Origin of the sequence: Emcibacter nanhaiensis (genome assembly GCF_006385175.1) — a bacterium.
Taxonomy (GTDB): Bacteria; Pseudomonadota; Alphaproteobacteria; order Sphingomonadales; family Emcibacteraceae; genus Emcibacter; species Emcibacter nanhaiensis.
Genome location: NZ_VFIY01000016.1, coordinates 19,989 through 40,622 on the forward strand (window position 1 = coordinate 19,989; position 20,634 = coordinate 40,622).

The 20,634-nt window shown below is 56.3% G+C and carries 20 protein-coding genes and 1 tRNA gene; 7 read left to right on the forward strand and 14 right to left on the reverse strand.

Annotated features, from left to right (window positions below; all coding sequences use genetic code 11):
• Nucleotides 1-24: 24 nt before the first annotated feature.
• Nucleotides 25-2,928: a TonB-dependent receptor plug domain-containing protein gene (locus FIV46_RS13575; RefSeq protein WP_139941486.1), complete on the reverse strand. Its 2,904-nt coding sequence runs from the start codon at nucleotides 2,926-2,928 to the stop codon at nucleotides 25-27.
• A gap of 920 nt (nucleotides 2,929-3,848) precedes the next feature.
• Here FIV46_RS13575 and FIV46_RS13580 point away from each other — a divergent pair.
• The 5 genes from FIV46_RS13580 (at nucleotide 3,849) to FIV46_RS13600 (ending at nucleotide 9,098) form a co-directional block, all read left to right on the forward strand.
• Entirely contained in the window at nucleotides 3,849-4,343 is a 495-nt protein-coding gene (locus FIV46_RS13580; RefSeq protein WP_181163243.1) for an EF-hand domain-containing protein, read from the forward strand.
• A 137-nt stretch (nucleotides 4,344-4,480) separates the two neighbouring features.
• Nucleotides 4,481-6,517 (forward strand): ATP-binding protein, encoded by a 2,037-nt coding sequence (locus tag FIV46_RS13585; RefSeq protein WP_139941488.1) that lies wholly within the window; start codon nucleotides 4,481-4,483, stop codon nucleotides 6,515-6,517.
• A gap of 113 nt (nucleotides 6,518-6,630) precedes the next feature.
• The gene (locus FIV46_RS13590; protein ID WP_219846127.1) at nucleotides 6,631-7,200 is read left to right on the forward strand and encodes a lipocalin family protein; all 570 of its coding nucleotides are present in this window, start codon (nucleotides 6,631-6,633) and stop codon (nucleotides 7,198-7,200) included.
• Between the two features lie 263 nt (nucleotides 7,201-7,463).
• Nucleotides 7,464-8,810: a DEAD/DEAH box helicase gene (locus tag FIV46_RS13595; RefSeq protein WP_139941489.1), complete on the forward strand. Its 1,347-nt coding sequence runs from the start codon at nucleotides 7,464-7,466 to the stop codon at nucleotides 8,808-8,810.
• Between the two features lie 78 nt (nucleotides 8,811-8,888).
• Nucleotides 8,889-9,098: a cold-shock protein gene (locus tag FIV46_RS13600; protein ID WP_139941490.1), complete on the forward strand. Its 210-nt coding sequence runs from the start codon at nucleotides 8,889-8,891 to the stop codon at nucleotides 9,096-9,098.
• An 82-nt stretch (nucleotides 9,099-9,180) separates the two neighbouring features.
• Here FIV46_RS13600 and FIV46_RS13605 read toward each other — a convergent pair whose 3' ends face one another.
• From FIV46_RS13605 to FIV46_RS13620, 4 genes are all read right to left on the reverse strand, one after another.
• Nucleotides 9,181-10,287, reverse strand: coding sequence for an amidohydrolase family protein (locus FIV46_RS13605; RefSeq protein ID WP_139941491.1), 1,107 nt, complete (start codon nucleotides 10,285-10,287; stop codon nucleotides 9,181-9,183).
• 96 nt (nucleotides 10,288-10,383) lie between these two features.
• Nucleotides 10,384-10,959 (reverse strand): hypothetical protein, encoded by a 576-nt coding sequence (locus FIV46_RS13610; protein WP_139941492.1) that lies wholly within the window; start codon nucleotides 10,957-10,959, stop codon nucleotides 10,384-10,386.
• A gap of 238 nt (nucleotides 10,960-11,197) precedes the next feature.
• Complete coding sequence (locus tag FIV46_RS13615; protein ID WP_139941493.1) at nucleotides 11,198-12,220, reverse strand: TerB family tellurite resistance protein; 1,023 nt, start codon at nucleotides 12,218-12,220, stop codon at nucleotides 11,198-11,200.
• Nucleotides 12,221-12,428: 208 nt separating this feature from the next.
• Entirely contained in the window at nucleotides 12,429-13,547 is a 1,119-nt protein-coding gene (locus FIV46_RS13620; protein ID WP_139941494.1) for a c-type cytochrome, read from the reverse strand.
• Between the two features lie 135 nt (nucleotides 13,548-13,682).
• On the opposite strand from FIV46_RS13620, the gene FIV46_RS13625 reads away from it, so the two are divergent.
• Together FIV46_RS13625 and FIV46_RS13630 are read left to right on the forward strand one after the other, a co-directional pair.
• Complete coding sequence (locus FIV46_RS13625) at nucleotides 13,683-14,165, forward strand: cupin domain-containing protein (protein ID WP_139941495.1); 483 nt, start codon at nucleotides 13,683-13,685, stop codon at nucleotides 14,163-14,165.
• Between the two features lie 53 nt (nucleotides 14,166-14,218).
• Nucleotides 14,219-14,575 (forward strand): YigZ family protein, encoded by a 357-nt coding sequence (locus tag FIV46_RS13630; protein WP_139941496.1) that lies wholly within the window; start codon nucleotides 14,219-14,221, stop codon nucleotides 14,573-14,575.
• A 188-nt stretch (nucleotides 14,576-14,763) separates the two neighbouring features.
• Here FIV46_RS13630 and FIV46_RS13635 read toward each other — a convergent pair.
• The 9 genes from FIV46_RS13635 to hisG form a co-directional block, all read right to left on the reverse strand.
• Nucleotides 14,764-14,838 (reverse strand) — tRNA-Phe (locus tag FIV46_RS13635).
• 142 nt (nucleotides 14,839-14,980) lie between these two features.
• Nucleotides 14,981-15,172 (reverse strand): DNA gyrase inhibitor YacG, encoded by a 192-nt coding sequence (gene yacG, locus FIV46_RS13640; RefSeq protein WP_139941497.1) that lies wholly within the window; start codon nucleotides 15,170-15,172, stop codon nucleotides 14,981-14,983.
• Nucleotides 15,169-16,584, reverse strand: coding sequence for a ribonuclease E/G (locus FIV46_RS13645; RefSeq protein WP_139941498.1), 1,416 nt, complete (start codon nucleotides 16,582-16,584; stop codon nucleotides 15,169-15,171). The genes yacG and FIV46_RS13645 overlap by 4 nt, the downstream gene beginning before the upstream one ends.
• On the reverse strand, nucleotides 16,581-17,183 hold the full coding sequence (locus tag FIV46_RS13650; protein WP_139941499.1) for a Maf family protein: 603 nt from the start codon (nucleotides 17,181-17,183) through the stop codon (nucleotides 16,581-16,583). Before FIV46_RS13650 ends, FIV46_RS13645 begins: the two co-directional genes overlap by 4 nt.
• 82 nt (nucleotides 17,184-17,265) lie before the next feature.
• The gene (gene infA, locus FIV46_RS13655; RefSeq protein WP_139941500.1) at nucleotides 17,266-17,484 is read right to left on the reverse strand and encodes a translation initiation factor IF-1; all 219 of its coding nucleotides are present in this window, start codon (nucleotides 17,482-17,484) and stop codon (nucleotides 17,266-17,268) included.
• A gap of 150 nt (nucleotides 17,485-17,634) precedes the next feature.
• On the reverse strand, nucleotides 17,635-18,132 hold the full coding sequence (locus FIV46_RS13660; protein WP_139941501.1) for an arsenate reductase ArsC: 498 nt from the start codon (nucleotides 18,130-18,132) through the stop codon (nucleotides 17,635-17,637).
• A gap of 5 nt (nucleotides 18,133-18,137) precedes the next feature.
• Complete coding sequence (locus tag FIV46_RS13665; RefSeq protein ID WP_139941502.1) at nucleotides 18,138-18,629, reverse strand: UPF0262 family protein; 492 nt, start codon at nucleotides 18,627-18,629, stop codon at nucleotides 18,138-18,140.
• Between the two features lie 16 nt (nucleotides 18,630-18,645).
• Nucleotides 18,646-19,944 carry a histidinol dehydrogenase gene (hisD, locus tag FIV46_RS13670; protein ID WP_139941503.1) on the reverse strand — a complete coding sequence of 433 codons (1,299 nt, stop codon included), beginning with the start codon at nucleotides 19,942-19,944 and terminating at the stop codon, nucleotides 18,646-18,648.
• Nucleotides 19,934-20,611: an ATP phosphoribosyltransferase gene (gene hisG / locus FIV46_RS13675; protein ID WP_139941504.1), complete on the reverse strand. Its 678-nt coding sequence runs from the start codon at nucleotides 20,609-20,611 to the stop codon at nucleotides 19,934-19,936. Before hisG ends, hisD begins: the two co-directional genes overlap by 11 nt.
• Nucleotides 20,612-20,634: the final 23 nt, after the last annotated feature.

Here is a 20,634-nt window from a genome sequence, read left to right on the forward strand (position 1 = left end):
TTTGATATCTGAAGTTCAGCCAGATTAGAACTTGGCTGTAACCTTCGCATGCAGGTAACGACCCAGAGTGTCGTAGTAACCGGCGATGGTGTTGGCGTTGGTTGAGTAACGACCACCAACCAGCGGCGGCTCTTTGTCAAAGATGTTGTTGACACCCATGACAAGACCAACCTGCTCGGTCACATCGAAGGAAGCAGTCAGGTCAAAGTAGCTCTGTGCACCGATGCCATCTTCATCGATAGATCCGACATCTGCATCTTCGCCATCAATGCTGGCGTAGTAGCGCCATTTGGCGGACACTGTCCAGAAATCACCTGAGTTATAGGTCACACGCAGGGTATGACGCCATTTCGGTGAGGCGAAGCAGTTGTCGCTGTAGACACCTTTACAGTTGTACTCGGTGCTCGCATCTTCGGCGATGTCACGGTAGATCTTGTCGAGCAACAGGGTGCCGAGCATGTTAACCGTCAGGGAACCGCCGTTGTCGAAGTCCATCAGATAGTCGGCTGAGAAGTCGATACCTTTCCAGTGACGCAGGCCGAGGTTGGCGTTGGTTGCAACCACGTAACCTTCGGTGCCGAGCCACAGGCTGCCGGAGCCGCTACGATTGATCAGGTCACAATATGTGTCCAGACCTGTTGTCGCACAGCCTTGCAGGGCAGTCGCAGCACCAACATATCCGACAACGTCAGTGATTTTGATGTCCCAGTAGTCAACACTGATGTTCATGTTGTCCATCGGGTGAGCCACAAAACCGACTGTCCAGGTGTCAGCTTTTTCCGGCTGCAGGTCCGGGTTACCACCGTAGAGGGCGTTATACTGGCTGGCCGGGCTGGGAACCACGTGTGTATACTGAGCATCAGTTACGCCGGTGTTGGCACACTGGGCGGCAGTATATACAGGCACATCGCCGGCACAGGGGTCATCACCGTTCCACAGGCCGAGGTTCTGCGGTTCGAACAGTTCGTACACGTTCGGCGCACGAACGGCCCGGTTGTAGCTACCGCGCAGTTTGATTTCGTCAATCGGCTGCCAGTTCAGGCCAATACGGTAAGTAGTGGCGTCATAGCTGGAGTCGGATGACGTTTTATAGTCGGAGTAACGGAAACCCAGTTCCATGGACAGTTCCTGAGCGAATTCGGAATTCTGCACGATCGGCACATAGGCCTCGGCAAAGAATTCTTTCACGTCATAATGACCGGCGACAGACGGGGTCGGACCGCCCTGACCGTTCAGAAGGCCCTGTTCATATACATAGGAACTGATGTTTTCATATTTTTCTTTGCGGTATTCAACACCGAACACAGTTGAGATCGGGTCTTCGGCAATGGTCACCGGCAGTTCACCTGTAACATAACCGTTGATCACCAGTTCTGAACTGAAGCCGGTCTGCTGTGCCGTAGCCAGAAGGGCGTTGGCAGCTTCCGCTGTCACACCCTGGTAAGTGAATACGTTGTAGGGTACACAGCCGCTACGACCGGAAGTACAAACCAGATTGCCGTCGCCATCGGTTGTTACATCGATAGCTTCGGATACCAGGTTGGCATGGAAGTCGTTCAGGTAGGTTGAGCTACTGGCGGTAGCAGCATACAGGACGCTGACGTCATAGCTCCAGTTGTCATCAATCTGACCCTCGGTACCAGCCACGATGCGGTAGGAGGTGTGTTCCAGAACGTCACGACGAGGGTCACCCTCAACGTTACGTTTACCGATGTATGTGGCGAAGGAATCATCTGCGCCAAGGCCGTTGTCAGTACAGATGGCCTGTACCTGTGCGGCACTCAGCATCGGGTTGGAACAGCTGATAGACAGTGTTTCCGCAAAGAAGGTGCCTGATTCAGCGATCTGGGCAGACGTACGGTCATTCATGAAGCCCAGTTCAATATAGGGTTTGAAATTGTCGTTAATTTCATAGTTGATGAACGCACCACCAGAGAATTTTTCATCCGGACGCTGGAAATGGTTCGGCGGCGCATAGTTGTATTGGTTCCCGACTGACGGGACAAAATTGCTGTTCGCATCAAGGGTGTAGTAACCGTAGTATTCATCCCAGTTAAAGCTTCCATCGGGATTGAGGCCGCCGAGGTAGAAGTTCGGCACAATCGCGTTACCGGAACCGCCACAGCTGGTGCCGCCACCGCTCAGCGCACATGAGGAGTAGTCACGTGATTCCTGGCGAAGTTCATCAACCTTACGGTAGTTGACGTATGCTACGGCATGACCTTTGTCTTCGGCAAATGAACCACCAACGGTCATGTCGAGGGTGTACTGCCATCCTTCCAGACCACTGCTGCCGGTCGGGTATTCAAACCCTTTCTCGTCCATCAGGCCCTGGATATAGTCATTGCCGTTGTTGTGCTGATAGGCTGCGATACCTGCAGACATCTGAACGCCTTCAAATTCTTTATCCATGATAAAGTTGACAACGCCAGCCACAGCATCGGCACCGTAAGTGGAAGCACCACCACCGGTCATCACCTCAACGTTTTTGATGAGAGCGGTCGGAATCTGGTTGATGTCAGCGGCGCGGGAGTTGATACCACCAGGCTGCAGACGACGACCATTAACCAGTACCAGGGTACGGATTGGGCTCAGGCCGCGAAGGTCAAGGTTGGCCGTACCGGAAGCGCCGTTGGAGATGAAAGCTGTCTGGCCGGCTTCAAGCTGGGGCAGGCTGTTCAGCAGATCTTCCACACGGTTGTAACCGCTGAATTTCACTTCTTCAGCACCGGTAACCACCAGTGGTGCGACACTTTCGATGTCCTTACGTTTAATACGGGAACCTGTCACGACCACTTCTTCAAACATCATACCTTCTTCGGCATCAGCTTCCTGAGCCTGGGTAACCTGGGCAGTCATGGACAGAGTAGAGGCGACCGCAAGCGCGGATACACCATACTTGAGACGCGATGAGAAATCGCTCTTCATGATATTTTCCTCCGTAGAAGTTAAATAAAAGCCTGGTGGCTATTTTTCTTTTATTCATGCACACCAAAAGCAGGCCCGATCCACACATTTGGGCCTTTAGTCATCAAGAAAAATAGTAGAGAGTCCTCCTTTTGTATTCGGTCAATCGTTCCACCATATGTTTTGTTTATCGGTGTGCGTTACCCTCATGTTTCGTCCCTCAGAATCCCCTTTGGGCCACACAGTGAAACAAGTCGGTAACAGCAAGACGCTAACATCACTCAGAATCCCGGTCAAACATTTTGGGGCATGTTCAACGGCTTATTTTATACAATATGGCGCCCAGCAGGTGACGGAGAGGTAAATATTCGGCACATAATATCATTATATTGCAAAAACATGGCATATTGTGCTGTTTGAAAAATTAATTTCAAACAAATGTTCGATGAAGGATTGGCCTGTAACCAAAATGCAACAGTGGTGCTTTTTTGTACCTATATTCTGATAAGCTGCTGTTTGCGCAATATTATTGCTATGATTTTATACAATCTGTTATTTTGTAATTCTCTTACGAATCAAAAGGCTGTAAATGGCAGAATTTCCTTTGGCAGCAGATTGCCGTGAGAAAGCAGGTTATGGTTAACAAGCGGCCGGGTCAGAATAATCTCTTTTAACGCAGCCTCTTGGCTATCGTCGGCTTTCCCGTCAGCGGCGAAAGAATATTTTGTTTTTGGGGGATTGTAACAGGATAATCTGTCGGGACTTCCGGACAATATATCGATCACGGCGAATGTATTTCACTTTTCTGCATTTGCATCCACGCAAAAGCGAAGGGCTGGCTCGTTTTCGCCGTACTATAGTGGTGGGCGGGGATCGGGAAACGGGTCTAGGACAGAGTGATGACAAAATTTCCATTCAAAAGGGCGGCAGGGGTTTTGACCTTGGCGTCTCTCGTTGCAGCGGCGGTGGTACTGGTCGCGTGCGCCCCCAGGAGAGGCCCCGGGCCGGGGCCGGGACCCGGACGCGGACCGGGTAATCCCGAGGAGATGATGGAACGCCTGAAATACCAGCTGGATCTGGACGGGGACGGTACAATCAGCTGCGCGGACGAAAATCTCCGGCGAAACAGATTGTTTGATGAAACCGACCTGGATCACAATGACAGTCTTGATCTTGAGGAGTTCCGCGAGGCGCCTTTCAGTCACCCGGCCTACGCCCGGGATCATCTGGCGGTTTATGACCGTGATCAGGACGGGCTGGTGTCCCGGGAGGAGTTTACCGCACACCGGGATGACCGCTTTGTCCGCCTTGACCTCGATGGCGACTGTATCGTGACGGACAAGGAGCTGGAAGAATCCCTGAAAAACAGGCGCCAGCCGGGGCGTCCCGGTGGCGGAATGCCGCCCGGCGGCGGCCGCCCACCCGGCGGGATGTAGCTTTTCCGGCAATTGGTGGCCGGCCCCGTATTGCAACCGGGCCTTACTTGTCTGCTTTATTTAAGGTTATTTTAAGGATAGAATGTTAGGCATATCGAATAAGTATCTGGTGTAAAAGAATAAAATCCGGGCAATTCATGCGCTTAATCTATCTGGCAGGTCTTTTTGTTTTCCTTACGGCATTTAATGGGAGTGTTTCCGCTGCCCTGTGTGCTGATGATTCCGCCGCCCGGCCCGGACAGGAGCAGCTGACTACGGAAGTTCTTGCGTCTCTCAAGGAACAGGTTGATTCAGATCCGAAACTGGCGCTGGAAAGGACACAGAGGTTTCTGGAGGGCGGGGGCGAGCCGCTTGACCCCCAGGTCCGACTGGAGCTGCTGGGGTTCCAGGCCGGTGCTCACGCGCGATTGGGGACTTTCAGAAAAGGCGTGGAGATTGGCCGCCGGGCCCTGGCGCTGGCTGAAACAGGTGAGTTTGATCCGGCGACGATTGCCTATATTTATAATAATGTCGGGCGAAGCCTGGAAGGCCTGGGTCAGGTGCCGGAGGCCATGAAGGCCTATCAGCGGGCCTATGAATATTACAGCAAAGCCGGTGACCAGAGCGGCATGGCGGGTTCAAACCTGAATTTTGCCGGCCTGTTTGTCGGCGCCAGGCTTTATGACAAGGCTATCAAGGAATATGAAAAGGCTCTTGCGCTGCTGGACCCCGAAAAGGATATTTTCCTGTACACCAGGACCCTGAACAATCTCGGTTTTACCCATGGAGAGAATGGGACGGCAGAACAGGCTTTGGTTTATCTGGATGAGGCCCGGTCGCTGGCCCGCAAGATGGGCAATGAACTTGTCATTGCCTATACCTATGAAAATTCCGGTGAAGTTCTCTATTATCTCAAGAATTATGGCAAGGCGGAGGAGTTTCTGCTTCTCGCCCGGGAGATGGCGGAGCGGAGCGGCATCGAGCCACTGGAGTCTGTCGCCTATCATTTTCTGGGACTGATAGAGTTTGATCTGGGTAATATCGAGCAAGCGGAATTTTACGCAAACAAAGCGCTGGCGATTGCGGAAAAGAATGATGATGCGGCCAACTTGGCCAAAATTTACAAGCTGATGACGAATCTGGCCCGGGAACGCCAGGATTATCGCAATGCACTTCGCTATCAGGACCTGTATCTGCAATATGATGAAAACCTGGCCAGTGAAAATATCGTCAAGGCGCTGTCCCTGCTGGAAACCGAATTCCAGCTCAAGGAACGCCAGCAGCAGATCAAACTGCTGCAGCGCGACAATGAAATCCAGCGGCTCTCGCTCAAGGAACAGGAAACTTTCCGCTATATGATCCTGGGTGTTGTGGTTGTCCTCTGTTTCGGCGTTGGCATACTGCTTTATATCCTGAAGATGAAATCCCAGGCGACTGTGCTTGGGATAGAGCGGGAAAAGGACCTGCTGGAGTCCAAACTGTCGGCAGAAGCCGCCAACCAGGCGAAATCGGAGTTTTTGTCCTATATGAGTCATGAACTGCGGACGCCACTGAATGCGGTGATCGGCTTTGCGGAGACCCTGCGGCTCCAGGTCTTTGGTAATCTGAATGACAAGCAGCAGGAGTATGTGAACCATATTCACGAAGGCGCCGCCCTGCTGTTGAAACTGATCAACGACCTGCTGCATCTGTCGCGGATCGAGACCGGGGCGGTGGACCTGGATCTGCGGTCCTGCGATATCAAAGAAGTTGTCTCCGACGTGGTGCCCATGGTCCAGCACCTGCTTCAGAAGAGAGAAGTTGAGCTTCATGAAGGCGAGTTTCCGGAAGGGCTGGGAACCGTATTGATCGATAAAATCCGCCTGGAGCAGGTGCTCGTCAACCTGATCTCCAACGCGGTAAAATATGGTCACGAAAAAGGCAACATCTGGCTGTCAGTGGCGCGCAAGGAGAATGACAAGGTACGCATCAGTGTCCGTGACGACGGCATCGGCATTGCCCCGGACCAGTTTGCCAATGTCTTCATGCCTTTTAACCGGGCCGGTATGGAACAGTCCGGTATCGAGGGAACCGGCGCCGGCCTGTCCATTGCCAAGTCTCTTGTGGAGGCCATGGGCGGGGAAATCGGTTTCGAAAGCACCATGGGGGAAGGGTCCGATTTCTGGATCGACCTGCCGTTGGAGAATCCGGCGTAACCTTTTCGATCCTGTCTCCGCAGCTACTGGGTTGTCTGTAATCTGAGCGCATTTCTCCTGCGTAGAAAACATCAGAGAACTGTTATCTCCCTGATGAATTCGGATATTGTGCCATGACAAAGATTTTCCCTCTGCTGGTTATGTTTGGTTTTATACTGTCGTCCCCACTGGCCCGGGCGGAACAGGATCTGCCCGTGGTCCCGCATGTGGATCTGGAACGCTATCTCGGGACATGGTACGAAATTGCCCGCATCGAGCATTCCTTTCAGAAGGGTTGTCTCAACAGTACCGCTGAATACAGCCTTCGGGACGATGGCGATATCCGGGTGGTCAACAGCTGTGACAAAGCCGGACAGGAGGAGCGGGACGTTGCCACGGCGCGGGCCTGGGTGACCGACAGGGAAAGCAATGCCAAACTGCGGGTCCAGTTCGTGCTGACCGGCCTCAAACTCAATTTCCTGTCAGGCCGCTACTGGATCATCGCCCTGGGCGAAGACTATGACTATGCCATGATCGGCGAACCCGGCCGCAACTATCTCTGGATCCTGTCCCGGACGCCGATGATGGATCCGGACCTGCGGGACAGGCTGGTAAACAGGGCGTCGGAACTGGGGTTTGACGTTGACCGGCTGGTTTACAATGAACAGATTGTTGGCAGCCAGACGTCTGAAGATATTTCCTGAGTTGCGGCTAAAGGCGAATTACCTTGCTTTTTCTCTAATATAACGCTATAAGCTGCTCAGGCTTTGCGCGTAAAGGATGAAAAAGTTCATCGGCAGGAGCCGTATTTTGCAGCTTTCCTGAACCAGAACGTTGCCATTTTCAAAGCCATTAGGGCTTAAAACGACCGGCAGCTGTTTTGCGCGAGCTTCCCAAAAAATTGTCGAGAGAGACTGAGAAGGCTAACGCCTGAAATGGGTCCCGTGCGGCAAGAAGAAAGACTTTTTTGACAACATTTAAAGAGCTTGGACTATCCAGGCACCTCCTTTCTGCCCTGACAGCAGAAGGATTATCGACCCCGACGCCGATCCAGGCGCAGGCTATTCCCCCGCAACTTGAAAACCGCGATGTCATTGCTATCGCTCAGACCGGTACCGGAAAGACGGCGGCATTTTTGCTGCCCATGCTTGACATGCTATGTCAGCGCCGTGAAAGAAACCGGCCGAAATCCTGCCGCTTTCTGGTGCTGTCTCCGACACGGGAGTTGGCGCTACAGATTGAGCGTAACGCCCGTGAACTGTCGGGCAGCCTCAATCCCCGGACAGTGATTCTGGTGGGCGGTGTGAAACCCGGTCCACAAATTCAAAAACTGAAAGGCGGGACTGAACTTCTCATTGCAACGCCGGGAAGGCTGGAAGACCTGCTGTCCCAGAATGCGCTTCAATTGGGAGACGTGGAAACGGTGGTCCTGGATGAAGCGGACCAGATGCTGGACCTTGGCTTCTATCCTGCCATCCGGCGTATTATGGGCAAACTGCCTGCAAAGCGTCAGACGGTGATGGTATCGGCCACCATGCCGGCAAAAATAAAATCGCTTGCGGCAGAGTTCCAGAATGATCCGCTGACGGTTGCCGTGGCGCCTGCGGCAAAGCCCATAGATCGCATTGAACAGTCCGTCCAGTTCCTGCCGAAGGAGCAGAAGCGGGAACGGTTGACGCAATTGTTGCAGACCGAAGATGTGACAAGTGCCATCGTGTTCACCCGGACGAAAAGAGGGGCCGACCGTCTCTGCAAGCAGCTTGTGAACGCGGGGATCGGCGCCTGTGCCATTCATGGCAACAAGAGCCAGAACCAGCGGGAGCGGGCCTTGTCCCAGTTTAGAAATGGGGAAACGCCTGTATTGGTTGCCACCGATGTTGCTGCACGGGGAATCGATATTGATGATGTTTCCCATGTCTTCAACTTTGAACTCCCCAATGTGGCCGAAGCTTACGTACACCGGATCGGCAGAACCGCGCGGGCTGGAAAATCGGGTCAGGCAATTTCCCTTTGCGATGCTTCGGAGAAGGAATTGCTGGCGGACATTGAAAAGCTGATTGGCCGCAAGATTCGCAGCAGCGGCAACAAAGATATTGCGCCGGCTCCTGAGACACAGGGCCGGCCGAAACAGAAACCTGAAGGGATGAAAGCTAAAGCGAAGCCGGCATCCCGCAGGAAGCGGTCCCGCAAGACGACCTCGGGAACGGGATCGGTCCCGCAGGAAAGATCTCACAGGGGCGGACACCCGCTCAGCGACGTCGGTTTCCTCAGGAATTCGGGATGCCGGACTTCTTCATCAACACGTGTTGCCTGATCCCGGAAGGATCATGTGACCAACTAACACTGGGCGGCGCGGTTGTCGCCCTGGATCATCAACGAAAAGGAATTTATTATGAATGATGGTACTGTAAAATGGTTTAACCCGACAAAAGGCTATGGCTTTATTGCACCCGATAACGGCGGCAACGATGTGTTTGTTCACATTACGGCGCTGGAACGCTCAGGCCTGTCTACACTGGACGAAGGTCAGCAGGTTTCCTACGAGACCGAAGTCAACAGCAAGACTGGCAAGACTTCTGCGGTTAACCTGAAAACTGCCTAACCGGCAGGATATTTAACCAAAAAATCAGGGCGCTGACCGATCCGGCCAGCGCCCTTTTTGTATCTTTCCAGCTTCTGAATCTTTACCGGGGTTTGATCCGCCAACTGACGTCAATTTCCATGCCCCGAGGCAGGGGGATCACGGTCTGGTCGCCGATTTCAAGGGGGTGAACCTGTTCGGGGAGTTTCTCAAGCGTGAAGGTCTCTTTCGGGTCGGGCAAGCCATAATAGTCCCGGCCGATGGTGCAGAGAAACGTCTCAAAGACAGCCTGTCCCTCGGGTGTTGCAAGGTCAACGCCCGCGGCCTCAAAGGCCATGGCGTATAACTGTGGGGCAATGCCGCCGGTATAGCAGCCCGCCGCACAGCCGCAGGGCGTGGTTTTCCGGGTATGGGGGGCGCTGTCGGTACCGGCAAAAAACTTGTCATTGTCTGTGGCGGTGGCGGCGTCGCGCAGGGCGGCCCGGTCTTCCTCGAATTTCACCAGCGGCAGGCAGTAAAGATGATATTTCAGGCCGTTGAGCAGGCTGCCGATGGTATAGAGCAGGTGCTGCGGCGTGACATTGGCTTTGACATGCGCCGGGGCTTCTCTGATGAAGTCGACGCCGACTTTGGTGGTCAGATGTTCGCCGACAATCCGCAGGTCCGGAAACCGGTCAATCAGGCGCGGCATCTGCTGCCGGTAGAAGATTTCCTCGGCATTTTCGCCGCGGTCAAAATATTGTTCCGGGGCCAGGCCGTGTTCCTCGCCATGGATGCAGAGGGTGACACCGGCGTCCTGCATGGCCTGGAACACGCCGTTTTCAATGAAGCGGGTGAGCGGGGCGCCGAATTCCGCGCCGGTGGTGCCGTGCGGCGGATAATATTTGCAGGCTTTGAGAAGGCCGGCCGACGCCCCCTGTTCAATCATCTTGGGCGTTGTGTCCCGGGTCAGGTAGAGCGGCACGATCACCTCGAGAAAGGTTTCCCCGGCGGCTTCCATGATTTCAGAGCGATATTGTTCGATGCTCTTGTAATTGGACACCTCGTCAGCAGCAAAGACCTTGCCGACCGGCGGCGCGGTATTGGGCATGGCCAGAGCGCCGGCACACTGCATGGCCACATGGTCCCGGACAGTGGCCGGCAGGGTCTCGTCCTGGCGGAAATGGGTGTGCAGGTCATACCATTGCGGGAGGGTAAAGCTGGTGGTCATAAAGGTCTTTCCGGGGCTGCTGTTTAATCAGGGGACATTGCCCCGCTTTCTAGAGGAATTCGGGACATTATTCAACCGTCACACACTGGCTAAGCCCTATTTGACGAGCCTCAGTTTGGCGGCCTGGTGGTAATAGACCCGGGACAGGTCCACCTCGCCGCTGTCCGGGTCGACCTTGACCTTATCCCACATCACCTGGCGGACCACCAGGATGATATCGCCTTCTATGTCGGGCAGTTTGACCCGGGCCTTGAAATGCTGGTCGCTGAAGGCCGGGGTACAGCCGGTGACCGGCTCGCAGGGGGACGCTGCCTGATAGAGCAGGTTGGTATGGGGAATCGGGGTGCGGAGCGACGGAAGCTTGAAGACCGGGGCCACATCCTTGCCGTCCGGATCCTGGGTGTAGAGAACGACGATCGAGCCCGGATGAATGATATAAACCGATACATCGATATCGATTTCCGAGCCGGATTTGACGACCGTCGCCGCCGCTGCCGCCACATCCACGCCCGGCGCGCCGAATGGCGGGAATTTCAGCGACTTGTTCTCCATGCCGTGGCCGTCCATCAACGGCGGCGGGGAGACCAGGCTGATGTGGGCCTGTGCCGGTGCCGCGAGCCCCGACAGCAGGATCATCAGGCAAAATGAAAAGCGGGAAATCAACTGTGTCATGGATTAGCTCCTCCCTTCGGGATTAAGGATTTCCGGCATTGTCGCCGATGTCACCCTTCGTTACAGGATAACCCAAATTCATCGCGCCGAAAATCCCTTCCCGCAACAGGAGCTTTGTCTCTGTACTTATGAAAAGGAATTTTCACTCCCGAAACAGCAAGGAGGGGGCAAAGTTGCCCCCCCTTCATTTGGTCCACGAACTCAAAGTGTGTAAATCACCCTCTGTAAGAAGACCTCATTACCAGTCTTCAACACCATGTCTTTCACACAATTCCCGCACAATTTCATCAGGAATATGCAGGGCGCTTTCAATGGATTTTAACATTTCCCTTTCACCGGGATGCAACAGGCTGTCTGCCGCCGCGATCAGAAACGCCGCTTCAAAAGTTACTCTCTTGCCATCGTCGGAAAGGCTTTCATTCATTTCCTTCAGCAGGCTTTTCAGAGTGATGCCCTCTTCCTGAATCTGCTTGATGTCCAGGTTCAACTGAGCGGTTTCATAATCCATTTCGGTCAGTTGTTTGTAGATATTCTGTATGGCACTCACCTCTTCAAGGTCAGCTTCGCCATCCGCCAACATCATCAGAATCATCACTTGTTTGATGCAGTCATTGGCTCGCGTTTCACCCGGGGCTTCAACCTCGGCGACATCCGCTGTTTCTGTTATTTCCTCTGTTTCATCCTCTTTTCGAAAGAAGCTGTAAATAACAAACAGCAAAAACAGGGCGGAAGGAATGAAGATCAGCAGGTTTTTTGTCATGGACTCCGGCTTTTTGCCTTCCTCCAGAAAAACAACATCATCACTGATTTTCATATCCATGGATTCAATCAGGTTTCTGGAGCTGTCATCAATTGAATCAAAGCCGACCAGGGTTACCCCCTGAACTTCGACCTTTTCTTCATCGGCGCCATTTTCGATCATCCACTGTTCCAGCCTGGAGACATTTGTATGGGCGTCTTTTTTCACCAGGACATGAACTTCTGCCGGCCGTCCTTCAGCAATGGCCTGATAGGTCTCGGGACTTTCAAGGGCGAAAATTACATAATCAACGGCGCCGGTATCCTGGTCATACTGATAGACAATGCCTGACCCCCAGGTGCCGTCGGTGATCTTGATATAGCGATTATTGCCAATGCCGTGTTCTTCAACAGTTTCGACATTGAATGTGGTCAGCTTGTTTGAGGTCAGGCTGACCCAGAGCCCGTCGCCGCCGTACCATACCCCCATGCAAGCGAGAACGATCAATATTAAATATGGCATAAAATTCCCCTTTTAAGTCTGCTTCAACACTGGCAACTCCGTGAAAAGGCATAAGTACCTTTTGTTTTCTTGTTTTGACGTGTGAGCTGCAGCTTTAAGGAATAAAGCCTATTTTGATAACAAAGTGTTAACCGGAGGGTTCTGCCGGAAGTGATGTGGCTGTTCAGGGCCCCGAAGAGAAACCGTCCCCGTAAAGAGGGAAAGGAGGTTACTCCTCTTCCTCGCGAATGTCGCCGCGCATCACAGGATAGCCTAAATTCATCCAGCCGAAAATCCCTTCGTACAGGACGGCGGTCCGGATAAAGCCGCGCTCCCGCATATTCTTGACCACATATTCCGCTGCCGCCCGCGGACAGGAGCAGTAGGCGACGATCTGTACGTCCCGCGGCATATCCTTGGTCAGTTCGTCGAAATCGGTGTAATAGGGCACCGGAATCGCGCCTTCGATATGAGCCCGTTGCCAGACCGAGGCCACCCTTGTGTCCAGCAGCACCATGCGTTTTTTCGCCTGGAGGGCGGCGAGCAGGTCCTTGGAGGAGACAAAGATACCGTCGGTCAGGGTAAAGTCCGGGTCCTCATTGTCCGGATTGATGACATAGTCTTCCGGTCCGGGGATTTTTTTCAGCACCGGCTGCGGCTGTTCCCAGCCGCCGGCGCGGCTCCTGAGGAAGGCGGTGACATTGTCGATATCCTCGTCCGACAGCACCCCCTTCCAGGCCTGCATCGGCGTATCCTGGCGGCCTTCGCGAATGGCGTGGCGGATCATTTCATCGGTCATATGGGCCAGCAGCGAGACATTGCCCAGCGCCGGGGCCGTCACGCCTTCGCCCTGCGCGCCGTGACAGCTGGTGCAGTTTTCGCCGTAGACCTGCCGGCCGCGTTCGATATCGCCGTGCACGGCTTCGGTGCTCATCTTGAGCCGGTCATAACCGGCCTGCCAGTAGAGCCAGTAGGTCAGGTCCCAGGTCTCGTCCAAAGTCATCGGCCCGCCCATTTCGTCAAGATAGGCGCCCATGGCGGTGCCTTCGCGGCCGTAGGACATGGGACGCAGCACCGCATGGGGAATGCCGCTTTCCATCAGGCTTTTGCTTTTCAGCGACGGGGCATGGTCATTGGCATAGCCTTCCCGGTCCGCCCCGTGGCACAGGGCGCAATATTTCTGGTAGTTGGCGGCGGCGCGCTCCGTCTGCTCCGGCGTCAGTTCCCGCGGCGGCGGCAAAGTTTCATGGGTTTGGGTCTCATGAACCTGGGCGCTGGCTGCGGCAGGCAGCGCGGAAATGGCGAAGAGGAGACCGGCAACAGCGGCCAGAAATTTTGCATGCGTCATTTTTATATTTCCCGTTTCAACGGTTGTCGCCCCGGTGGCGGTTTGACATGATTATTCTGTATATCCCGTCCCCCTTATAAAGTGATACAGTAGGGCTTTCAAATTAAATCCTTCGCGATAAAGAGGGGAGACAGAATGAAGGGTGGACAGCAGGCCGTGGCAGTTATGATTGCCCTTGCCGTGGCGGCACAGGGAGCGGCAGTTTGTGCGGCACAGGGACAAGAAGACGGATCGGCCGCCAACGGCATGACGGTCGTGGATAGTTCGCAGGTGCCCTGGAAGAAAGTCGCCCGGCCCGGCTTTCCCGACGGCCAGGAAATAAAACCGCTTCACGCCAATGAGCGGATCAGCGGCAGGACCTCGATCCTGAAATTCCCCACCGGTTATATCGAACCGCGCCACTACCACACCACCGGCGGTCATTCGGCCTACATCCTGAAAGGCAAGATGAAGATGGGGGACAAGGTCTATGGCGCCGGGGAATTTTTCTATTTCCCGGCCAATGTGGCCCACGGCCCCAACGAGGCGCTGGAGGAAGTGGAAGCGCTGGTCTGGACCGACGGCCCGCTGGACACGCATCTGGGTGAGCCGCCGGCAGGAGAGGGGAAGGGGGAATGAAAGACTAACCGGTTTCGGTTGTTTTTCAGACCGCATGCATTTATGAAGGCCTGATGCAGATATTTAACGGCATAATTTCCGACCGCGGGTCGAAATATGCGGTGTCAGGCGGGCCCTGCACCTCGCCCGAGGAGGCGAAGGCCTTCATCAAGGAACTATGCCGCAACAAGAAGTTCGCCAAGGCCACCCATAACAGCTGGGCGTTCCTGCAGGACGGGCAGGCGGTCAAGAATGACGACGGCGAGGCCGGGGCCGGGCTTGTGATCGTGCGCATGCTGGAGCGCGCGAAGCTTGAAAACCACATTGTGGTGGTCACCCGCTGGTATGGCGGCAAGCATTTGGGCGGGGATCGTTTCCGCCATGTCCAGGACGCGGTGCGATATTACCTGGATCATGCTGTTGTGAAGTGAGCAGCCAATAAAAAACCCCGCACGCTGGCGGGGTGTTTTTAATGGTGCCCGGGGGCGGATTTACCGCTAAGAGCTGACGCTCTACGCGTTGCCTGCGCTTACGCTCCGGCCGAACAGTGGTTCGTCCCGCTCCCCCCGAACCATAAAAAAACCGCTCCAGTCCGGATCGGACGAGCGGTTGTTTTTAATGGTGCCCGGGGGCGGATTTGAACCACCGACACGCGGATTTTCAATCCGCTGCTCTACCCCTGAGCTACCCGGGCACATGGGGCCATAGCCTCTCAGCGAGGCAAGCCGGTGCGTTATAGGAAAAAAGCCCCTGCCTGTCCAGCCCCGAAATTCAAAAAATGCATTTTTATGACAACGACTTGAGTTGCAAAGACTTCCCGGCCCCGGCCGCCGGGATCAATAGTCCTCGTCCTCGTTGCTGATCACGGTCGGCGCCTCTTCGGTGGGAATCGCATAAGAGCCCTTGAGCCAGCGGCCGAGGTCCACATCGGCGCAGCGCTGGGAGCAGAAGGGATGATATTTCTTCGCCGCCGGCTGGTTGCAGATCGGGCATTTGGCCACGGTGTTGGCCGGTTCCTTTTTGGTCATGATGTGTGGTCCTCAAGCATGAGTGCGCTGCCGGTGCGCCGGGTGAACTCCGCACTATAATCGGGATGGTCCCGGATCCAGTCAAGCACCGTGGCCGGACCCTTGATGGTATAGGGCTTGCCCGGTTCGCGGTCGGCTTCGCGCATGGCCTCGCGCAGCAGCTCCAGCGCCCTGCTCGCCACATTGGGATCCGGGTCCCGCGCCGCCAGCAGGCGTTCGCCCAGCGATTTGACATCCGCCTTGCGGGTCATCTCCAGCAGCCCGAAGGCGGACAGGTTGGTGCGCTGCACCTGTTGCGGGTCGGCATGGATCAGGTTGTCGATCACGTCCATCAGGGCGGTGACGTCGCCCTTGCCGGTCATGTTGACGAAGTCAATGACGATCTGGCCGCCGATGGCCCGGAGCCGGAGCTGGCGGAAAATCTCCCGCGCCGCTTCGCGGTTGAGCCGCAGCATCTGCTGCTCGCGGTCGGTGGAAAACTTGGCTTCACCGGTATTGACGTCGATGGCGGTGAGCGCCTCGGTTTCCTCGATGGTGATCCATGCGCCACTGTCGAGCCGGATGCGTTTTTCATAGAGCGCCTGCAGCTCTTCCTCGACGCCATGGGTCAGGAAAATATCCTCGCCGGCGGCGGCGGGCTCGAGCCTCCCCGTCAGTTCGGGGGCGAACTGTTCGGCCCACTGATGGGCCTGCTTCAGGTCCGAGGCCTGGTCGAAGAGTATCTTTTCCAGCCGGTTGCTGCCATAGGTGCGCAGGATCTGGGCAATGGGGTCCGGGCCCTGGGCCAGCAGTTTGGGCGGCAGGGTGACGGCGAGGTTTTTCTCGATGTCTTTCCACTGTTTCAGCAGCCTGTGCGCGGTGTCGGCCAGTTGCCGGTCCGGCAGCTCGGCGGCTTCGGTGCGGAAGGTGATGCCGTAGCCCTCGAGCTCGAGGCTTTCGCCGAATTTTTTCAGTTCTTCCCTGCGGCCCGGATCCTTGATGCGGCTGGAGACGAAGGCGCCGGCACGGAACGGATGCAGCACCAGGCCCGAGGACTGCAGTTCGATGCGGCCGGTGACCTGGGCTTCCTTACCATGGACCGGATCGCGGGTGACCTGGACAATGATTTTCTGGCCCTCGCTGACCAGCCGGGTCAGGTCTTTGGGCTTTTTCTGCTTCTTGTCGCCGGTGGCCGGTTTGGGCAGAAGTTTCAGCTGCAGGAAACCCTCGAGGCCTTTTTCCAGTTCCACGAATACGGCCTGCAGTTCGCGGCTGACATGGGTGATATGGCCCATATAGATGGCGCCGACCCGGGTCGGTTCATGATCGCGGTACAGGCGGATTTCCACCGGCCGGTCGTCTTCGAGCAGGGCGGCGCGCACTTCGCCCGGGGCGCTGGTGACCAGAAGGGTGCGACTCATTTTACGACTCATGATGTCTTGCTCCGGTAGCCGCTGCCGTCGAGCAGGTTGGCGGTCTCGAACAGGGGCAGGCCGACCACATTGCTGTAGGAGCCGTTGATTGATTTGACATAACGCCCGGCCAGGCCCTGGATGGCATAGGCGCCGGCCTTGCCGTCCCATTCGCCGGAGGCGATGTAAGTGTCGATGTCCTGCTCGGTCAGGCGCTTGAAGCTGACCTGGGTCATGACCACCCGGCTGTGCGTCTTGCCGTCCGGCGTGATCAGGCACAGCCCGGTATAGACGCGGTGGCGGCGGCCGCTCAGCATGGTGAGGAACCGGCGGGCTTCCTGCTCACTGTCCGGCTTGCCGAGGATCCGCTGTCCCAGCGCCACCACGGTATCGGAGGCGAGAATGAAGGCGTCAGGTTTTTGTTCAACTACGGCTTTGGCCTTTTCCACGGCCAGCCGTTCGGCCAACTGGCGCGGGGTTTCATCCCTGAGTGGCGTTTCATCGATTTCCGCCGGGCAGATGTCGTCGGGGACAAGGCCGATCTGGGCCAGCAGCTCACGCCGCCGCGGCGAGGCGGAGGCCAGGATCAGGGGGCTATGCTGGGGGGCGGACTCGGTCATGGGGTCAGGATAACCGACGATTGGATATTCTGTGAAGAAGGGAACGTCCGCTTTTCACCTTCCGGGTCTCGCAAGGACGGACTTATTTGAAGCGATAGGTGATCCGGCCTTTGGTCAGATCGTAGGGAGTCATCTCCACGGTGACCTGGTCGCCGGCCAGAACGCGGATGCGGTTCTTGCGCATTTTGCCTGCCGTATGGGCGAGGATTTCGTGGTCATTCTCCAGTTTGACGCGGAACATGGCATTGGGCAGAAGTTCCACCACGGTTCCGTTCATCTCAAGAAGGTCTTCTTTAGCCATCTGGGCTCCTAAAATCTAAGTTACGTTTCCACTCCATAGGGAAACAGCATTTTCCATGGCAGAAAATATGCAACATACTGAAAAATGCAACCTTTTTTCTGGGTTTTACGGTTAAATTGGCGATTATTTCTCCAAATGCAGGGCGCTTTTCTAAAGTCCCGGCGACGGTGTGACGTCAAAGCGTTCAAGAATCCTGTCCTTCAGCATTTCCCGCACCTTGCGATATTCTTCCAGAATCAGCTCGCGGTTGCCGCTGACCAGAGTCGGGTCCAGGGTCGGCCAGTATTCCACTTCACAGGCCATGGTCCGGGTCCACTCCAGCGCCGTATGATGGGCTTCTGGGCTGAGGCTGATGATCAGGTCGAAGGATGAGTCTTCCAGCTGATCGAGTCCCTTGGGGATATGATCGGAGATATCGAGGCCGACCTCTTCCATCACGGCGGCGGCGAAAGGGTTGATTTCATCGGTTTCCGGCCGGATCCCGGCGCTGGCCACAAAAATCCGGTGACCGACATAATGGCGGGTCAGCGCCTCGGCCATGGGCGAGCGGATGGAATTGAAATTGCACATGAACAGCACGCTGTGAATTTCATCAGCCGGCAGGCGCGCCGGCAACTCCGGCAGGGGGGGACGCTTGAACACCGCCATTCCGGTTACCTTATCTGCAACACACAGATCAGGGTGAACAGCCGGCGGGCGGTATCCATGTCCAGCTCCACCTTGTCGGCCAGCCGTTCCATCAGCAGTTCCGAGCCCTCGTTATGGAGGCCGCGCCGGCCCATGTCGATGGCCTCGATCTGGCGCGGGCTGGCGCTTTTGATCGCGGTGTAATAGCTGTCGCAGATCAGGAAATATTCCTTGATGATTTTCTTGAACGGCGTGAGCGGCAGGGTAATGGAGGTCAGCGGCGTGCCGTCGTCGGTACCGATATCAAACACCAGCCGGTTGTCCTGCATATGCAGAACCAGGTTATAGGGACCGGCATAGCCGCCTTCCAGGTCGCCCAGCGGGGCGAAGAGATTGTCCTCCAGAAGGTCAAAGATGGCGACCCGCCGCTCATGCTCGATATCGGCGTTGCGGCGAATGATGCTCGATTCATCCAGCTCAATATGACTAATGCGCTGTGTCGATGTCTCGGCGCTCATCTTTCTCCCCTATCAGTCAGTCACCCCGGTTCAGCCTGATGGAAATGGAGCGTCCATGCGCCTGCAGTCCTTCCTCATCGGCGAGGGTGACGGCGGCGGGGCCGATCCGGGCCAGGCTTTCTGCGCTGCATTCTATCAGGGTATTCCTTTTCATGAAGTTAAGCGCACTGAGGCCGGAGGTAAAGCGGGCATTTCGCGCCGTGGGCAGAACATGGTTCGGCCCGGCCACATAATCGCCGATCGCTTCCGGGGTATAGCGGCCGAGGAAGATGGAACCCGCATGTTTCATATCCTTCGCCAGCTCGCGCGGATTATCCACGGCAAGCTCCAGGTGTTCCGGCGCCAGCCGGTTGACCAGGGGGGCTGCCTCGGCAAGGTCGCTGACGATAATGATGGCGCCGTGTTCGTCCCAACTTGTGCGGGCGATCACCGCCCGGGGCAGGGTGGCAAGGTGATCCTCGACGGCATCCTCCACCATTTTGGCGAATAGTTCGTCGTCGGTGATCAGGATGCTTTGCGCCACCTCGTCATGCTCGGCCTGGCTCAGCAGGTCCATGGCGATCCAGCGCGGGTCGTTCTTGTTGTCGGCCACCACCAGGATCTCCGACGGCCCGGCGATCATGTCGATGCCGACAGTGCCGAACACTTCCCGCTTGGCCGCGGCGACATAGGCGTTGCCGGGGCCGGTGATGACATCAACCGGGGCGATGGTGTCGGTGCCGTAGGCCAGGGCGCCGACGGCCTGGGCGCCGCCGATCTTGTATATTTCCGTGACACCGGCCAGTTCGGCCGCCACCAGCACCAGCGGGTTGAGGTAGCCGTCCGGCGCCGGCACCACCATGACGATGCGTTCCACACCGGCGGCCTTGGCCGGGATCGCGTTCATCAGCACGGAAGAGGGATAGACCGCCTTGCCACCCGGCACATAAATACCGGCGGCATCGACCGCGTTCCAGCGGGCGCCGACGGTGACGCCCTGGGCGTCGGTGAAACTGTCGTCTTCCGGCAGGTGGCGCTTGTGGAAGGTTTCAATGCGCTCGGCCGCTTCCTGCAGCGCCGCCCTGACGTCATCCTTGACTTCGGCCCGGGCGGCGGCGATTTCCGCCGCACTGACCCGCATGGTTTCCGGGGTGAGATCCAGCCGGTCAAACCTGGAAGTATAGTCGATCACGGCGGCGTCACCGCGCGCACGCACGTCGGCCAGAATTGCTTTGACGGCATCGGAGACATCCTGGTCGGATTCCCGCTTGCTGTTCAGCAGCGCGGTAAACGCCGCCTCGAAATCCGCTTTGCGGTTGTCCAGCTTACTGACCATTGAGGGCCTCGCTGATGTTGGCGAGAATCTCGCTGATTTCCTCGTTGCGGGTCTTGAATGCCGTGCGGTTGACGATGAAGCGGCTGGTAATGTCGACAATCTTCTCGATTTCCACCAGGCCGTTGGCCTTCAGGGTGGAGCCGGTGCTGACCAGGTCGACGATGCGGCGGCACAGGCCGAGGCTCGGGGCCAGCTCCATGGCGCCGTTGAGCTTGATGCATTCCGCCTGCACCCCGCGGCCGGCAAAATGCTTGCGGGTCAGGTTGGGATATTTGGTGGCAACGCGGATGTGACTCCAGCGGCTGGGATCGTCGGTTTTGCTCAGGTCGGCCAGTTCGGCGACCGACAGGCGGCAGTGGCCGATGTCCAGGTCCAGCGGCGCATAGATTTCCGGATAGTCGAATTCCATCAGCACGTCATTGCCGGCGACCCCCATCTGGGCGGCGCCGAAGGCGACAAAGGTGGCGACATCGAAGCTCCTGACCCGGATGATACGCAGATGCGGATGGTTGGTGTCGAACGCCAGCTTGCGGGATTTCGGGTTGTCGAAATCCGCTTCGGGAATAATGCCTGCCCCGCGAATGATGGGCATGACTTCCTCAAGGATCCGGCCCTTGGGCAGGGCGAGGATCATCTGTTCCGGTGTATTGTCTGGCTTTGACACCATATTTCTCCTGGCACTCAACTTCC

Excerpts from the sequence above, each read along its gene's own strand:
- FIV46_RS13620 (WP_139941494.1), bottom strand. The coding sequence starts at position 13,547 with ATGACGCATGCAAAATTTCTGGCCGCTGTTGCCGGTCTCCTCTTCGCC.
- FIV46_RS13630 (WP_139941496.1), top strand. The coding sequence starts at position 14,219 with ATGCAGATATTTAACGGCATAATTTCCGACCGCGGGTCGAAATATGCG.
- FIV46_RS13605 (WP_139941491.1), bottom strand. The coding sequence starts at position 10,287 with ATGACCACCAGCTTTACCCTCCCGCAATGGTATGACCTGCACACCCAT.
- FIV46_RS13590 (WP_219846127.1), top strand. The coding sequence starts at position 6,631 with ATGACAAAGATTTTCCCTCTGCTGGTTATGTTTGGTTTTATACTGTCG.
- FIV46_RS13585 (WP_139941488.1), top strand. The coding sequence starts at position 4,481 with ATGCGCTTAATCTATCTGGCAGGTCTTTTTGTTTTCCTTACGGCATTT.
- hisD (WP_139941503.1), bottom strand. The coding sequence starts at position 19,944 with ATGGTCAGTAAGCTGGACAACCGCAAAGCGGATTTCGAGGCGGCGTTT.
- FIV46_RS13665 (WP_139941502.1), bottom strand. The coding sequence starts at position 18,629 with ATGAGCGCCGAGACATCGACACAGCGCATTAGTCATATTGAGCTGGAT.
- FIV46_RS13610 (WP_139941492.1), bottom strand. The coding sequence starts at position 10,959 with ATGACACAGTTGATTTCCCGCTTTTCATTTTGCCTGATGATCCTGCTG.
- FIV46_RS13615 (WP_139941493.1), bottom strand. The coding sequence starts at position 12,220 with ATGCCATATTTAATATTGATCGTTCTCGCTTGCATGGGGGTATGGTAC.
- FIV46_RS13645 (WP_139941498.1), bottom strand. The coding sequence starts at position 16,584 with ATGAGTCGTAAAATGAGTCGCACCCTTCTGGTCACCAGCGCCCCGGGC.
- yacG (WP_139941497.1), bottom strand. The coding sequence starts at position 15,172 with ATGACCAAAAAGGAACCGGCCAACACCGTGGCCAAATGCCCGATCTGC.
- FIV46_RS13650 (WP_139941499.1), bottom strand. The coding sequence starts at position 17,183 with ATGACCGAGTCCGCCCCCCAGCATAGCCCCCTGATCCTGGCCTCCGCC.
- FIV46_RS13625 (WP_139941495.1), top strand. The coding sequence starts at position 13,683 with ATGAAGGGTGGACAGCAGGCCGTGGCAGTTATGATTGCCCTTGCCGTG.
- hisG (WP_139941504.1), bottom strand. The coding sequence starts at position 20,611 with ATGGTGTCAAAGCCAGACAATACACCGGAACAGATGATCCTCGCCCTG.
- FIV46_RS13600 (WP_139941490.1), top strand. The coding sequence starts at position 8,889 with ATGAATGATGGTACTGTAAAATGGTTTAACCCGACAAAAGGCTATGGC.
- FIV46_RS13660 (WP_139941501.1), bottom strand. The coding sequence starts at position 18,132 with ATGGCGGTGTTCAAGCGTCCCCCCCTGCCGGAGTTGCCGGCGCGCCTG.
- FIV46_RS13575 (WP_139941486.1), bottom strand. The coding sequence starts at position 2,928 with ATGAAGAGCGATTTCTCATCGCGTCTCAAGTATGGTGTATCCGCGCTT.
- infA (WP_139941500.1), bottom strand. The coding sequence starts at position 17,484 with ATGGCTAAAGAAGACCTTCTTGAGATGAACGGAACCGTGGTGGAACTT.